Annotated in this window: 14 protein-coding genes; 11 read left to right on the forward strand and 3 right to left on the reverse strand. The window is 47.4% G+C overall.

Going from position 1 to position 15,869, the window contains the following annotated elements; all coding sequences use genetic code 11:
• Nucleotides 1–69: 69 nt before the first annotated feature.
• Nucleotides 70–3,243, forward strand: a complete 3,174-nt coding sequence (locus tag MKY66_RS12440; RefSeq protein ID WP_076216118.1) for a bifunctional cytochrome P450/NADPH--P450 reductase — start codon at nt 70–72, stop codon at nt 3,241–3,243.
• 199 nt (nt 3,244–3,442) lie between these two features.
• On the opposite strand, the gene MKY66_RS12445 is transcribed toward MKY66_RS12440, so the two are convergent.
• Nucleotides 3,443–3,865, reverse strand: a complete 423-nt coding sequence (locus tag MKY66_RS12445; RefSeq protein ID WP_076216115.1) for a hypothetical protein — start codon at nt 3,863–3,865, stop codon at nt 3,443–3,445.
• A 123-nt stretch (nt 3,866–3,988) separates the two neighbouring features.
• Between MKY66_RS12445 and MKY66_RS12450 the strand changes: the two genes are divergently transcribed.
• Complete coding sequence (locus MKY66_RS12450) at nt 3,989–4,333, forward strand: hypothetical protein (protein WP_076216112.1); 345 nt, start codon at nt 3,989–3,991, stop codon at nt 4,331–4,333.
• A gap of 174 nt (nt 4,334–4,507) precedes the next feature.
• Here MKY66_RS12450 and MKY66_RS12455 read toward each other — a convergent pair whose 3' ends face one another.
• On the reverse strand, nt 4,508–6,154 hold the full coding sequence (locus MKY66_RS12455; RefSeq protein ID WP_076216109.1) for a hypothetical protein: 1,647 nt from the start codon (nt 6,152–6,154) through the stop codon (nt 4,508–4,510).
• Between the two features lie 378 nt (nt 6,155–6,532).
• Nucleotides 6,533–7,822 carry a Gfo/Idh/MocA family oxidoreductase gene (locus MKY66_RS12460; RefSeq protein ID WP_076217145.1) on the reverse strand — a complete coding sequence of 430 codons (1,290 nt, stop codon included), beginning with the start codon at nt 7,820–7,822 and terminating at the stop codon, nt 6,533–6,535.
• Between the two features lie 127 nt (nt 7,823–7,949).
• Between MKY66_RS12460 and MKY66_RS12465 the strand changes: the two genes are divergently transcribed.
• From MKY66_RS12465 to MKY66_RS12505, 9 genes are all read left to right on the forward strand, one after another.
• Nucleotides 7,950–8,852: an AraC family transcriptional regulator gene (locus tag MKY66_RS12465; protein WP_076217144.1), complete on the forward strand. Its 903-nt coding sequence runs from the start codon at nt 7,950–7,952 to the stop codon at nt 8,850–8,852.
• Nucleotides 8,849–9,295: a RidA family protein gene (locus tag MKY66_RS12470; RefSeq protein ID WP_047842646.1), complete on the forward strand. Its 447-nt coding sequence runs from the start codon at nt 8,849–8,851 to the stop codon at nt 9,293–9,295. Before MKY66_RS12465 ends, MKY66_RS12470 begins: the two co-directional genes overlap by 4 nt.
• Before the next feature lie 8 nt (nt 9,296–9,303).
• Nucleotides 9,304–9,897 (forward strand): GNAT family N-acetyltransferase, encoded by a 594-nt coding sequence (locus MKY66_RS12475; protein WP_076217143.1) that lies wholly within the window; start codon nt 9,304–9,306, stop codon nt 9,895–9,897.
• A 2-nt stretch (nt 9,898–9,899) separates the two neighbouring features.
• Nucleotides 9,900–10,745: an aminoglycoside phosphotransferase family protein gene (locus tag MKY66_RS12480; protein ID WP_076217142.1), complete on the forward strand. Its 846-nt coding sequence runs from the start codon at nt 9,900–9,902 to the stop codon at nt 10,743–10,745.
• A gap of 17 nt (nt 10,746–10,762) precedes the next feature.
• Nucleotides 10,763–12,985 (forward strand): class I SAM-dependent methyltransferase, encoded by a 2,223-nt coding sequence (locus MKY66_RS12485; protein WP_076217141.1) that lies wholly within the window; start codon nt 10,763–10,765, stop codon nt 12,983–12,985.
• The gene (locus MKY66_RS12490; RefSeq protein ID WP_256704407.1) at nt 12,982–13,560 is read left to right on the forward strand and encodes a histidine phosphatase family protein; all 579 of its coding nucleotides are present in this window, start codon (nt 12,982–12,984) and stop codon (nt 13,558–13,560) included. Before MKY66_RS12485 ends, MKY66_RS12490 begins: the two co-directional genes overlap by 4 nt.
• 60 nt (nt 13,561–13,620) lie before the next feature.
• Nucleotides 13,621–14,283, forward strand: coding sequence for a 3'-5' exonuclease (locus tag MKY66_RS12495; RefSeq protein WP_076217139.1), 663 nt, complete (start codon nt 13,621–13,623; stop codon nt 14,281–14,283).
• 22 nt (nt 14,284–14,305) lie between these two features.
• Nucleotides 14,306–14,680: a hypothetical protein gene (locus MKY66_RS12500; protein WP_076217138.1), complete on the forward strand. Its 375-nt coding sequence runs from the start codon at nt 14,306–14,308 to the stop codon at nt 14,678–14,680.
• Nucleotides 14,681–14,856: 176 nt separating this feature from the next.
• On the forward strand, nt 14,857–15,855 hold the full coding sequence (locus tag MKY66_RS12505; RefSeq protein ID WP_076217137.1) for an ABC transporter substrate-binding protein: 999 nt from the start codon (nt 14,857–14,859) through the stop codon (nt 15,853–15,855).
• Nucleotides 15,856–15,869: the final 14 nt, after the last annotated feature.

A 15,869-nucleotide genomic window follows, 5' to 3' on the forward strand; every position in this document is an offset into this window, starting at 1 on the left:
CGCGTCTGTAAACCAAGTCATAATTTTTTAGTTGTAGAACTCTTAACTTGGAAAGAAGGAGTGAGTGTCATGCCACCAATTTCAGTGCCTCAACCAAAAACATTTGGCCCACTGGGCAATCTGCCGCAATTGAATTTTGAAGAGCCGGTGCAATCCTTGGTGAAACTTGCCGAAGAATATGGACCGATCTTTCGTATGGAGTACCCCGGGCGAAGTGAATTGTATATTTCAGGTCACGAACTGGTCGCCGAGGTAACAGATGAATCCAAATTCGACAAACGTGTGTGGGCCCCCCTTGCGAAGGTTCGTGCATTTGCAGGAGATGGACTATTTACGAGTTGGACCGAGGAGCCGAATTGGAAAAAAGCCCATAACGTACTGCTGCCAAGTTTCAGTCAACGTGCCATGCAGGGATATCACAACAAAATGATTGATCTGGCTGTGCAGCTGGTTCAGAAATGGTCACGATTGAACCCGGATGAGACAGTTAACGTTCCGGATGATATGACACGTCTTACGCTCGACACGATTGGCCTGTGTGGGTTCAACTATCGGTTTAACAGCTTCTATCGGGAAGAACCACATCCATTCATTACGAGCATGGTTCGTGCGTTGGATGAATCCATGAGTTCATTGCAGCGACTACGTCTGCAAGACAAGCTAATGATCACCAAAAAGAAACAGTTTGAACAGGATATCCGTTCCATGTTCTCCTTGGTGGATCACATTATTGCCGAACGCAAAGAGAAACCGCAGGAAGGCGCAGATGATCTGTTGTCCCACATGCTCAGCGGCAAGGACCCCGAGACAGGAGAAACACTGGATGATGAGAACATCCGTTATCAGATTATTACATTCCTGATTGCTGGACATGAGACCACAAGTGGGCTGTTATCCTTCGCCGTTTATTATCTGATGAAGAATCCGGATACGCTGGCTAAAGCCCAAGCTGAGGTGGATCAGATTCTGAAAGATCCGGTTCCCACGTACAACCAGGTTCGCAATCTGAAGTACGTTCGCATGGTTTTGAATGAAGCATTGCGGTTATGGCCAACGGCCCCGGCATTTTCTCTGTATGCAAAAGAGGACACGGTACTTGCGGGTCAATATCCTTTGCAAAAAGGAGACAGCGTCAGTGTACTTATTCCCAAACTGCATCGCGACCGCGAAGCCTGGGGAGACGACGTAGAGGAATTCCGCCCGGAACGGTTCGAAGATCCGAGCAAAGTGCCGCATGATGCCTATAAACCTTTTGGTAACGGTCAACGGGCCTGCATTGGTCAGCAGTTTGCACTTCAGGAAGCAACGCTGGTACTGGGCATGGTGTTGAAGCATTTTGACTTCATAGATCATTCTGATTATCAGTTAAAAGTGAAAGAAACGCTGACGCTCAAACCGGATAACTTCACAATTCGTGTACGTGCGCGTGGCGGGCAGCCAGTCATGGCCGTTCCGGGTGTAGCGGTAGAAGAACCAAAGGCAGTTGCCAAAAGAACGGAGCCGGATGCAGCCAATGCTCACCACACACCGATGCTTGTTCTGTACGGTTCCAATCTGGGTACCGCTGAAGGCATTGCACGTGAAATTGCGGATACCGCCAGATATCAGGGTTTCCGGAGTGAGGTCGCTACGCTGGATGATCGTGTTGGCAAACTGCCAAAGGAGGGTGCCGTCATTATTGTCAGTGCATCCTATAACGGTCAGCCGCCAAGTAATGCCAAGATGTTTGTCGAGTGGATCGAACATGCAGATGCGAATGAATTCAAGGGTGTGCGTTTCGCCGTTCTTGGATGCGGTGACCACAACTGGGCCAGCACTTATCAGCGTATTCCGCGTTTAATAGATGAACAGTTATCTTCCAGAGGAGCAGAGCGGTTATCACCGCTGGGTGAGTCCGATGCCAGTGGAGATTTTGAGAAACAGGTGGGGGATTGGACAGAGCAATTATGGCCAGATCTCGCACGAACGATGGGACTGAAACTGAACACAAGCTCCAATAGCGAACGCAGTTCCCTATCTGTACAGTTTGTCAGTGGGCTCGCCGTAACACCGCTTGCGGATACGTATGATGCCCATGTGGCAGAAGTACTTGAGAACAGGGAGCTTCACGACGCGGGCAGTGAACGCAGCACACGTCACCTGGAGATCAAATTGCCAGAAGGCATAACCTACAAGGAAGGGGATCACCTGGGCATTCTGCCGCAGAACCCACCGGAGCTGGTGGAACGTGTATTGCGTCGTTATGGATTCACCGGAACGGAGCATCTCGTTCTGGATGCATCCGGTCGCAGTGCCGCGCATCTGCCGCTGCATCAACCGGTGAACCTGTATGATCTGCTCAGTCATAGCGTTGAGCTTCAGGAAGCTGCAACGCGTGCGCAGTTGAGAGAAATGGCAGCATACACCGTATGTCCACCGCATAAGAAAGAACTTGAAGCGCTGCTTGATGAATCTGTGTATATGGATGAAGTGCGGAACAAACGGATCTCCATGCTGGATTATCTGGTGAAATATGAGGCATGTGAACTGCCGTTTGAGCGTTTCCTTGAATTATTGCCTTCATTAAAAGCCAGATATTATTCGATCTCCAGTTCACCGCGTGTTCAGCCTGATCAAGCGAGTATTACGGTCAGTGTTGTTCGCGCCCCGGCATGGAGTGGACAGGGAGAATACAAAGGCATTGCGTCCAACTATCTGGCTAACCTGAAGTCGGGTGACGAGATCGTCATGTTCACGCGGACACCGGAATCCGGGTTCCAACTGCCGGAGGATGCACAGGTTCCCGTCATCATGGTAGGGCCGGGTACAGGTGTTGCTCCATTCCGAGGTTTCTTGCAAGCAAGGCATGTATTGAAGGAACAAGGTCAAGAGGTTGGCGAAGCCCACCTGTACTTTGGATGCCGGAATCCCGAGCATGATTATCTGTACAAAAATGAATTGGAAGCAGCCCAGCAAGAAGGGCTTGTGAGACTTCATACGGCCTTCTCCCGAGTAGACGGGGAGGATAAATGTTATGTACAGCATCTGATGAGAGACGATGCCCAGCATCTGATTCCTTTGTTTGAAGAGGGTGCGCATCTGTATATCTGCGGTGATGGCAGCAAGATGGCACCTGATGTGGAAGCTACACTCCAGCGGTCATACGCTGATATTCATGGCAAATCCGCGAAGGAAGCAGAAGATTGGCTTAATCAGCTTCAGCAGGAAGGTCGTTATGCCAAGGATGTATGGACAGGCATCTGATGTACACATGTGAAGGGTCAGCTTGATCCGTAACTGGCTGAGCGGTGAGATACAGAAGCAGTTCTGTTCTCACCGCTTTTTGACATAAAATGATTCTTCAGCAGATAAGTGGTTGCATGGGTTATAATTATATATTGGAAGGGAGCACCCGTATGCAGACATTTGGGAACCATTGTATGGCTTGCGAAAAGAACCAGCTTTACTTCCGCCTACAAGGCCGTTTCAGGTTTTTTCTTCCGGTGGTTGGCCGATAGATCGACTCGACGCTGGAGAGAGGAAATAATATACGGGAAGGGACTCTGCCTTTTCCCTGGAGTTCAAGATAATCCAGTCCCACGCCCACAAGTCTGATATTGTTAAATGCATTCTTGGAAGGGAAAGTCGTGCGGATTCCCACTCTGACGCCTCGCCGTGTTCGAGGAATATCAAATACCCGAATGGAATTCAGACTGAGAGGAATGAATAATTGACGGTTTACTTTGATAAACTGCCTTGGATAGACACGACGAATACGTCCCGGTTCCAACCCGGAGAGTGGAGTATTCAGTTCTGCAAGGTGCCCCTGGAGTTCTGCCAGGCGCTGCTGAAGTGTTTTTCCGGTATGGAGATGCTGCCAGCTCATAAGTATTCCTCCGTTCGCCATTTGTACCTAGTATATGAAGGCACGGGGTCGGAAGGTGTACGTTTGATAGCCCATGTTCGCTAAGGCTAACGGGGTTTCTTTTATAATAGAGGAGTGATTCACATGATCGTAGAGATGTATAAAGACCTCATTAAGGATGAGCGTGGCAATTATTATCTGGCAGTACAGATGGATGGCAATGAGCTTACGCTCGTTAATGCATTCGTTGAAGCGGCATTCACGCCTGAACTGATCTACAATGAAGAGTTCCGTGCCAAACATAAAGAGATGGAAGGCGGGTTTGTAGGCAAAATTGCGATGGACCTGCTAAGGCATGATGTGGTCATGGGGATGAAGCAAATCGACCGAAAACTGTTGAACCTGTCGGATGTGGAACAGCAGTTCACGGTAAATTATATTGATACGATTGAATTTTATCGTCACCCGGCTTGGAAACGGAAGGTGTAAGGTGAAACTCATCTCCTCTGTAACCAGAGAGAGAATGATTTCCGAAGTGGTAGTCAATTTTTCTATCTTGTGTCCTTATGAATAAGAAATAAAGAAATATAAACGCGCAAAAGGGAAAAGCGCAAGTGCAGGGGCAGTAAACCTCTGCAACTTGCGCTTTTTGTATACAAACAATTATCGATACGTAGGATGGATGATGCCAATATCGCGTTCAGTTTTCAAATTTCCATCGGCGTAACGCTGCATTTCATTTCCTTTGATCCGAATCGGGATGCACTCTCCTTGATAGTAAAGCTCCCCCTCGACGGTGCGGACGCTCATTCCAATGATGCCTTCCAGATGTCCACTATGATCCGTCACCAGTCGAATCCCTGACGGGCCATCCAGATGAACCTTGCCGTCCAGATATACCGTCATGCGATCAGGCGTGTTGACCAATTCATATCCTACTCCGTTGACTTTTCGGCTATAAGCCGTATTGCCAGACACGATCTCACCATGATCCATGTCGATGGGGAGCAGTCCGGTAAACCAGAGCTGATTCGATCCAACAGGCATAATTCCGCATAATCGCTCCACATAATCAAGGAGACAGAGGATGGAGGGGGAGTAAGTCTCGGTAAAACCTTGTTCTCCGGTCCACGGGCTTAGTACCTGACCAAATCGCTTATCTTTGGATAGCGCGGACAAGATTGGCTGCAATACCCAGGTTAGCTCCACATATCGATGATGATACTCGAATGCGTGTGGTGCCCGAATCAGACTCAGAAAATTGGATGCCCCTCCCCAGCTGTTATAGGAGGAAAAGGGATCAAATCTGGGATCATCCATTGAAATCGATGTAAACGGGTATTTAGCGAAAAACTTGCTTGTATTCAACAGGTACCGACGCAGTAGGTTATCGAACAATTCACGGTCGCCCACCTCGCAGGCCATTACGCGGAGCAACACATCGGATTGGACTCTGACCAATTCGTCATTGCGATCCCGATCATAGAAGAACATATCCTGTTCGTCGTAACAATAACGGAAAAGACTTTCCAGGCTAGACTCGGCTTTTGCTTTCCAATCCGTTCCCGATTCTCCCAGTTCTTCAGCCATGCGGGACAGATACAAGCGCTGACAATAGATATTGGCAGTCAGATCCGGTGCCAGAAAAGGCAGAATCGGAGAATCCGGGTGATAGGCAGAAGCATCATTCATATAAGGTGTATCCGGAACATGCCAGAAACGCGGGGATAAGTCATGTCCGGTGTCAAACGTACTGAAGGCCTCTACACAGCCGGTTCCTCGGGTATTACGGTTGTGGGCAATCCACTTATCGTAACGAACCATAGCCTTATACATGGTGTTCAGGAAAGACGAGTGCTTGCCATGAAGCTGATAGTGGTTCCATACACTGCGTGCCAGTGGAGTTACCAACTGGATTTGCCGGAAAGAGGGTCCGTTTGCCGTGAGTTTATACGGGAGCAATCCATCTTCTCTTTGCTGCTTGGCAAATGCGAGGTATGTTGTTTCGGACACGGAAGGAAGCAGGCGAGACAGCAGCTCCGCATTGATGGTACCTGTGCTCTCTAACCAACAACCCAGATAGATGCCACCTTCTTGTAAAATAGGATCGTTGTCTCCCATGGGCAGGATACAAGCAAGCAATTTCTCCACCGCTGCATAATACGTAGCTTCCAGTTGTCCGCCCGATGCCGCAAACCGGATACCCGACGCATGCCATTCTTGTAATAACTGCTGATCTTCCGGTTTAACTGGCTGAACTTGATCCATCATCGAAATGTTGCGCAGCCGATCCAGTATCTCTTCTGTCATATGTTCCTCCTCACAGTGTCTGCTTATTGATTCGATTCAAAGATACGAACGGTCCCGTTATAGAAGTCGGAGACAAGGTTCTTACCGAGTCAGCTTGCGTGCAGTATTAATTATAGAAATATAAAAAAAGACTGCGTGATATGCGCAGCCTTTAAATGAAATTAATAATCTATATAAATTGAACTAAAGAATATTTACACTGCACACTCCGATGACAGAACAACCTTCCGATCGCTGTTATCCCCAGATTTTTTTGATTCCTTTTATAAAGGGGAAATCCGGGGATAAAGGCGAACGCTCCGCTTCTTCAGGTCCTTTCTGTCCTCTCCGTTTCGTGTAAATGTTTAGTTCAACTTATATAGTGCAGACCTGGGAGACTTAGAAACGAACCAGATTATTGACGTTGACAGGCAAGCCTGTCGCGATGGCGCGATTGGCAGCAATCCCAGTCAGAATGGATCTGGCACCGTCCACGTGGTTAGCAGCGCGATGGAACGGATCTTCAACAGGCTCTCCAAACAGATCATTCAGCAGAACCGGGTCACCTCCGCCATGTCCACCTGCTTTCTCTTCCACTTCAACCTCATATGGCGCATCAAACATTGGAAGAACCCGCAACGTTTTACCGATTAAAGCACCTTCTTTACTTTTGTCACCCAATGAATTGACATAGGATTGCTCCACAATGTTCATTTCAATCCGGCCTTTGGTGCCATTAATGGCAATGCGATAACCCTCCCATGGCTGGTAGGCAACGAGGGAGTAGGTCAGAATGGCTTTGTTCCGATACTTCACAAGAACACCCATTGTATCCTCAATGTTGATGCCATCCCCAAATACACTCTGATCGCGCTGGTAACCATCTTCCGATTCGGCATCCAGATACATGGACTTCATATGTGCGTCTGAATCCAAATGCAGTGCAAAAGGGTCATCCTTTGCGATCGGGTTGCCGGTTGCCCGGTTGTAGAATTGCGTTACACCGCGTTCTTCTGCGTTTTCTCTGCCGTAATACATCAGATCACCAAATGCAAACACGGTATCCGGTTGCGAGCCAATCCAGAAATTCACCAAATCGAAGTGATGGGTGGATTTGTGCACGAGTAATCCGCCGCTATTACGCTTGTCCCGATGCCAACGGCGGAAATAATCTGCCCCGTGGCGGGTATTCAGCAGCCATTCAAAGTGAACGGAAGTGACTTTCCCGATGGTATCATTCAGAATAAGTTCTCGAATCTTAGTATGGTGCGGTGCATAACGGTAGTTAAAGGTGACTCTTACGTTCTGGCCAGTCCGCTTGACAGCATCCAGAATCTCCTGACATTTCTCCTCATCGATGGTCATCGGTTTTTCGGTGACAACGTCACAACCCAGTTCCATCGCACGAATGATGTACTTGTGATGGGTGCGGTCAACACTCGTTATGATGACATAGTCAGGCTTCTCGTTCTCAATCATCTGATCAAACTGATCTGCAGGATAAGTGGGTACCTCAGGATACTCGTACTTTTCCCTCAACAGTTGATTCGCGTAGTTCATACGGATTTGATTTATATCACAAAAGCCGACAAGCTCGGATGTATCCCTGTAATCCCGGGTCAAAGCACCATAAAAAAATTCGGCGCGGCCGCCGGTTCCGACTAAAACATAACGTTTCTTGTTACTCATGTCTATCGCCTCCTTGAATATAGCTCTAGACTATAACAAGGGAGTACTTCTTTCGCCGCATTTTATGCGTAACCGCTTTCAAATGCCGCATATTTTGCTATAATTTATGAAAAGGAGAGAGGGCGACATGACAGAACCTTTCAGTGCAGATTTTCATGATCCCTCGGACTTACTGCACATCGAATATGATCGTCGCATTGGATATTTCTCGATGACGGATGACCATCTGCATGATCATTATGAGTTATATTACCTGTTGTCTGGTGAGCGTATCTATTTCATTAAGGACCGGACCTACCGGGTAAAGGCTGGTGATCTGGTGTTTGTTGACCGAAATACGGTTCATAAAACATTGGAGAGTGGCATGCCTGACCATGAACGGATGGTACTCTATATGAAGCCTGAGCTTTTTGCAACCATGGCTATTTCCGGGGAGTTAGTTGAAGGCTTGAAGGAACCCTTTTGCTGGGAGATTCCTATTGTAAGGTTTCCATCTCAAGTCACTGAGGTTCTAGAACGGATGGTTAGCGAAATGGTGGATGAAATGCTTTGTCCTCAACCTGGAAGCAACCAGTTGCTCCGTCACCGGGCTATTGAATTGTTGCTGCATGCCTATCGTAATCAACACTTGGGCAGGTTAAGCTCCGATGATCGTGAGCCGGTTCTTCATCCCAAGACACAGGCAGTTGTACGTTACCTGAATGAGAACTATCAGAAACCACTGACATTACCGGAGGTGGCGGCCATGTTTCGCATTAGTCCGCATTATCTGAGTCGATTGTTCAAACAAACGACGGGGTTTACCTTCAGTGATTATCTGAATCTGTTACGGGTGAAGGAAGCACAGCGTTTACTGCGAGAAAGTGAAGAATCCATTACAGACATCGCCTGGCTTGCGGGGTTCAGTAACTTCTCTCATTTTGGCAAGATGTTCAAACGTACCGTTCAGGTATCACCAAGAGTTTATAGGCAGGAATACAAGGAATCGGGTTCCGTGAGGACCATAAAAGAGGGAGAGAATATACGATGATTGAAGCGAGATTAAATGAACTGGGGATCATTTTGCCACAGGCCAGTGCCCCCGCAGCGAAATACGCCAATGCCGTTATTGTGAATGGAATTATGTATGTATCCGGGAAAGGACCGGATACCTCCGAACGTGGCAAACTGGGATCAGACTTCACAACAGAGCAGGGGTATGATTTTGCCCGGAACGCTGGATTGGAGGTGCTTGCTGTCGTTCGAGATGTGCTGGGTTCACTGGATCGGGTAAAGAGAGTGGTTAAAGTGCAAGGCTTCATCAATGCGTCCGCTTCGTATCAGGAGCATCATAAAGTGCTGAATGGATTCTCGGATCTGATGATGGAGGTATTCGGGGATCAGGGGGTACACGCTCGTTCCGTATTCGGTGCAGTGTCCGTAAGGGATAATTTGCCGCTGATCATTGATTCTATTTTTCAGGTAGAGGAGTAGGTATAACGATGACAGAATCGTCTTCATTAAATCCGATCATGTTAACGATTCCCGAGAGCTTCCACACGGAACGCCTCACAATTCGAGCACCGCAGTGGGGGGATGGCGCAGCCGTTAATGAAGCGGTCCGTGAGAGTGCGGAGCAGCTGCGGTTGTGGTTACCTTTTGCCGAGAAAATCCCTTCATTGGAAGAGTCTGAAGTGACTGTTCGCAAAGCAAGGCTGCAATATCTGGAGCGTACCGACATGATGTTACATTTGCGTGATAGACATACGGATGAATTCGTAGGCAGCAGCGGGTTGCATCGCATTGACTGGAATGCACGCTGTTTTGAGATCGGTTACTGGATTCGAACATCGCGAGCTGGTGAGGGTTTGATGACGGAAGCGGTGAGAGGCATTGAGCAATTTGCCATTACTCATCTGGAGGCGAACCGGCTGGAGATCCGCTGTGATGCCCGCAATGTGCGAAGTGCCAAAGTAGCCGAACGAGCGGGTTATACGCTGGAAGGTATACTGCGCAAGATGCGGCGGGACAGTACAGGTACGCTGGTTGATTATATGGTTTTCTCCAAAGTCAGAGGCAGTGAGTTCGGAGGGTAAATATGGAACGAATCGGTCAAGGAAGAACTGCGGAAATCTATGCGTATTCGAACGAGCACATTATGAAGTTATATCGAATGGATTTTCCTCACGAAGCCGTCCAGAATGAATTTAGAATAAGTGAGTTGGCATTCAAAAAAGGACTCCCCGTCCCACAGGCAGTATCCTTAATAGAACATACTACATCGCGAGCAGGCATCGTTTTTGAGCGAATCCAGGGGATTACCCTGTTATCTCTTATCATTCAGCAACCGGAGTTACTAGAGCAGCTGGCGTTTAAAATGGCTGACTGCCATTACAGACTTCATTGCGAGCGAGATGATGAAGGAACACTCCCCTTACAGAAGCAGATTTTATCTGGAGCGATTCACAATGTTCAATTATTGTCGGAGGACGATCAAGCGCGAGTCCTTTCTTACTTAACAACATTGCCTGATCAACAACAGATCTGTCATGGCGATTTTCACCCTGATAATGTTATGCTCAGTGAGGCTGGCGATCAATACTGGGTCATTGATTGGATGACTGGTATGTCGGGTGATCCTGCGGGTGATGTGGCTCGAAGCTGGGTAATATTAATGAGTGCCACATTGCCGGAAGATACAGATCCTGCTATACGAATGGGGTTTGAAACGGCTCGTGAATCGCTGGTCGAATTTTACATCCACCATTATATGCAACTTTCCGGGATTACACGTGAAGCAATAGAGTCCTGGATGCTGCCAGTTGCTGCCGCGCGTCTTGACGAGGATTTGCCCGCTCAAGAGGTGGAACAGTTACTCAAGTTTGTTCAGGAACGAATTCGTCGGTTAGACGAATCTAATTATTTTATTAAAAAGGATAGATAAAGAGAGGGGACATATTCATGCTGCATTCATTAAAGGCCATACAATCATACAAGTCAGGTAATACGCCGGAAGCCCAGCAGCTATGGCTGCAACTGCTGGCAGCAGCGGAGAAACCCCATATTAACCTCGAACGCATTCATTCCATTGCCGAACTTGAGGGAACAAATCCGGTACTGGACTACACCGAGCGTACACTGCATGTGTTGGAGGAGCTTCAGGTTTCTTTTTGGGTGCGAGAAATTCTGGAAGACGTATTAATCTGGTCAGAGACGGCGAAGGCCGGATCACGGGAACAGCGGCGGGTATGGCAAAGGCAGGGCGTTAACTTGTTTGTACACAACGTGGGGTCCGCTCAGTTATATGACTTATACGCAGTGGCAGAGCACCTGGATAATGACATCGGTAAGACCAAAGAGACGAGTATAAATCAACCTGGTTCTCCGGGCGATGCCTTAAGTAAGAATGTGGATATAAGCGAGCATGATGCGCTGAATACACACACTCCAAGGCATGAGATTATACGTACTCTAATTGCTACGCATGGACTTATTGGTCAATACATACGCGGCGAGATTCCATTTGCCGAGAATGCTTCGCTCCACGCCTTGATCGTCAAAGGATGGCTTACTACAGATGAGTTGCACACCATACTGATGGCACTAAATGAGTGCATTATCGCAGGTGTTGATCGAGCGTTATGGAATCAGGTTCAGGCTGAGGTGCAGCGAATTGTAGACTGGATTATCGCTGGACCGGATCATGAAGACTGGAGCGTGAAGGAACGGTTATCCCGCTTAAGAAGTTCATCCATTCGGCAGGGAGAAGCTATGGATACGGCTTACGCCAGGCTCCAAACGGAACTGGATGTAGAACAGGCGCTGGCTCCGCTGGCTCATCGCACATTATGGTATGTGGAGTCGGCCATGCAGGATTTCTCGTTGCAGGAGATGGTGAAAGTGTTCCTGTTGACGCTTCGCAGCGAGAGTATGCATCCCACATCCATGGAGAGCCGATCTGAAATCGTTCGGCATATCAGCTTCGAACCATTGATGAATACGATGTATTACGACTACAAGGGCGTCAAGAAGCTCAATATTTACAAGAAACGAATGATTGAGAAATATTTGGAACAGTATGCATGGGAACAGATTACGGCAGGAGAGCAGATTGTTTATCCTCATCTAACACATCGCATTGAGCGTCATGCGGATCTGCCGGATACACTGTTTGTGACCTTTGAATTTTCTCCAGCAGCGGAGAAGCTGATTGCATTCTGTATTGAAGCAGAAAAGTCGCCGTTATACGAGAAGGCTGTACTGCTGTTATTTGACCTGTTCGGATTACGCCGGGATGCCTATGATCGTTTCCATAACGAAGAGACGTATTTGTCCGATATGAACAGCTCCGGTGATTATAAAAAAGTACTGCTCGACTATATCGTTGGTAAACGGGTACTGGATATCGGTCCAGGTGGAGGAATTCTGCTGGATCTGATTGAGCAGGAAAAACCGGAAGTGGAGCCGATTGGTATCGATATCTCGGCCAATGTCATTGAAGCGCTGGAACGCAAAAAACAGCGCGAGGGACATCGCTGGCAAGTTATGAAGGGGGATGCCCTGCAACTGGAGCAATATGTGCAGCCGGGCACAGTAGATACGGTTATTTTTTCATCCATTCTGCATGAATTATATTCCTATATTGAACTGGACGGTCGAAGATTTAATTCAGATACGGTTGTAGCAGCGCTGAGAAGTTCATTCCGTGTGCTGTCACCTGGAGGAAGAATTCTGATTCGGGATGGGATCATGAGTGAACCGGAGGCACAGAAGCGCCGGATTCGTTTCCAGGAACCGGATGGGATGCGCTGGCTGGAGCGGTATGCAGAGGATTTTCAGGGACGTGCAATTCAATATGAGCGGATCTCAGACAATGAGGCCGTATTGCCGATCAACGATGCGATGGAATTTCTCTACACGTATACGTGGGGCGAAGAGGCCTATGTGCATGAAATTCAGGAACAGTTCGGTATATTCACGCCGACAGCCTATGAGAACTGTATTCGAGAAGCACTGGGTGAACAAGCCGAGATTATCACTTTCGAACATTTCCTTCAGAAGGGGTACACGGAAGCACTTGGAGAACGAATGATCTTCATGAAGGAAAATGGTGAACCTGCGCCTTTGCCAGACAGTACCTGCCTGATTGTCATTGAGAAGAAAAAAGGGTTGGCGGCTGGATGATGAATGAGGCCAGTACGTTTTTGTATTTTGTCAGACATGCGGAGTCTCGATATGTTGAAGGACAGGAACGCGAGCGTGGACTGACAGGGCAAGGTCATCAAGATGCGGGAACGGTTGCCAGTCTGCTCCATGGGGAGCAGATTCAACTGTTCTATTCTAGCCCTTACAGGCGCGCGGTGGATACGATTCAGATTCTGGCAGATCAGTCAGGTGGAATTGTGGTTACAGAGGAAGATTTGCGTGAACGCCAGTTGTCGAGTTCGGATGTGAAGCATCATAATTTTCGTGAAGCCAAGCAACGATTGTACCGTGATCCTACGTATGCGTATCCTGGAGGAGAGTCTGGTGAACAGGCTCGCTCAAGGGCAGTAGCGGTGATCGAGAAAATTTTGGATAAACATGTGGGTCACAAGGTAGTCATCGGAACCCATGGAGATGTCATGACGCTTATTTTACAACATTATGATTCTTCCTACGGGTATGATTTCTGGGAGAAGACTACGATGCCGGATATCTATAAGTTGCAGTTTGATGGAACGCGCAAGTTGGTGCAGGTCACCCGATTGTGGGAGTGACAGAGTTATATATGAGAAATTCATTAACCAGAATGATAGTGGGGAGGAGTGAGTTGGCGGATGAAAATTACGCTTTTGCCTGATACATACTTTATTGAAAATCTAAGCGTATCTTCATTACAGGATAGAATGTACTGCATATTTGATCTTGAAGGTACAGGCATTAATCCTGTGGTGGAGAGTGTGACTCAATTTGGTGCGATGCATTACCAAAGAGGTCAACAATGTAATACAACATTTTCTTCACTGACACGCGCGAACAAACCAATACCAGAACCTGTGGCGAAATTAACAGGAATTTCGAATGAGGATATGGTAGAGGCTCCGTCGTTCGTAGAAGCATTTCAGGAATTTCAGGAATTTATTGGTGATAACGTTCTTGTGACACAAGCCGGATATGAATATGACCTGCCCATCTTGAAGCGGCATTGTGATGAGTATGGGCTTCCGATGTTGACCAACCCGGTGCTCGATACAAAAGCGATGTTCACCTACATTCATCCTGAAATTAACGAGGTCGTTTCTACAGATTTTCTGATTCGGTATTACGATCTGAATACAGATGGAATTCACAGGCACAATGCTTTGGCAGATTGTGGTGTGATTGCTCGTATCATTGAAAGTATTCTTAGCGAATATGAGGAACTTCAATTGGATCATTTTACAGCCGATCCTAATCGAATGATGAAGCGGTTTGTTATACCTGAGATGTATCTGACATGATGAGGAACTGGAGGAGAGATCAATGAGCAAAACGGATGTGGAGAAGCTACTGTTGGATCTTAACGAGGGACGGATTCTGACCCAGCAGACATTCGAAGGATTAGATGTGGAAATTTACTTGGATGAAAGGGATGCCTCTGCATTTGCTGACGAGTGGATGCAAGCTTTTGAACGATGGGCTCAAGATACCGCGGTAGCTGAAGAAGAGGTGCTGCGCGCATGCAGGGAACAGGCGTTTAAACAGACCTTGGCTCTCACCGGCGAACCTGAGTTAGCGGGGTATGTGAGTGATGATATGGGTTTAATTGGTGCTGCACTGTTACAGGGTACGGCGAACGATTCCTTTGTGGAGAAGCTGTTGGAAAGTTATCGTCAAGGCAGGTTGCCCCTGCGATAAGCGGGGGAGGACCAAAGGGTTGTTTCGTTTGTATAAAAAAACAGCATCAAATGTACATTGTGGGTCGGCTGAGGCATAAGGTACAATTCACCTAAGTAATAAATGAGAATGATAATCATTATATGTGAAATATTCTCACGGTTACATCAACAGATCACATAGGGGTGAAGGGTAACATGGTAGGTTTAGTTAAAGGTTTCAAAGGGTGGACGATTACATTACTGCTCATGAGTCTGGTTATTTCAGGATGTAGTACAAATACCGCTACGAATGCGGAACAGACTCCTGCAACTGAGAGTGCAGCCTCTGGAGAAAATACTACTGAAACCGAGACAGAGCCTGCTACACGGGTTGTACAGGATGAATTTGGAGATGTGACGATTCCGGTTCAACCACAGCGGATTGCTGGAATATATGTGGAAGATTATCTGAAGGCGCTCGATATTAAACCTGTAGTGCAGTGGTATAATCCGATGTGGGGTGTACAGGATTATTTAGGACTGGATGTTCCTCAATTTGATACCACAGGGAGCATTGAAGCTTTGTTGGAGTATGATCCGGATCTCATCATTGTAGATGGTGGGGTAGATATGGAGAAATATGAGATGTACTCCAAGGTGGCACCGACGTATCGTCTGCCTGAGAGCGTACTGCAGGATTCGAACCAAATTTTGAAAACCATTGCCGATGTTGTAGGTAAACCGGACAAGGGTGAAGAAGTTGCTGCGGCATTTGAGGCCAAGATTGCAGAGGCTAAGGCGAAGCTGCAGGAAGCAGTTGGAGACGAGACGGTCGCAGTTGTCCGGCTGAATGTTAACGATGACACACTGGCTTTGTTCGGTGTGAAGAATCGATTTACCGGATTTATTTATTCCGAGCTTGGTCTAACACCTCATCCTCTGGTTAGCAAGATGGAAGAATATCAGGAAATTCTGTCTGAAGAGGCCGTGCCGCAACTTGATGCAGATCATCTTATTATTTTCCCTTCCAATGGTGAATGGTCTTCTCCTGAGAACAAGGAAGCCTTGAAGGTACTTGACAGCAAATTGTGGAAATATCTTCCTGCGGTTAAGAACAATCAGGTATATATAATGGAAAGATCACATTGGCAATCAGGTGCGATTACAGCAAATTCCATGAAAATTGATGATCTCTTGGAAAAAATGACTCCATAAGTGTAATCTCATAA

Source organism: Paenibacillus sp. FSL R5-0766 (genome assembly GCF_037971845.1).
Taxonomy (GTDB): domain Bacteria; phylum Bacillota; class Bacilli; order Paenibacillales; family Paenibacillaceae; genus Paenibacillus.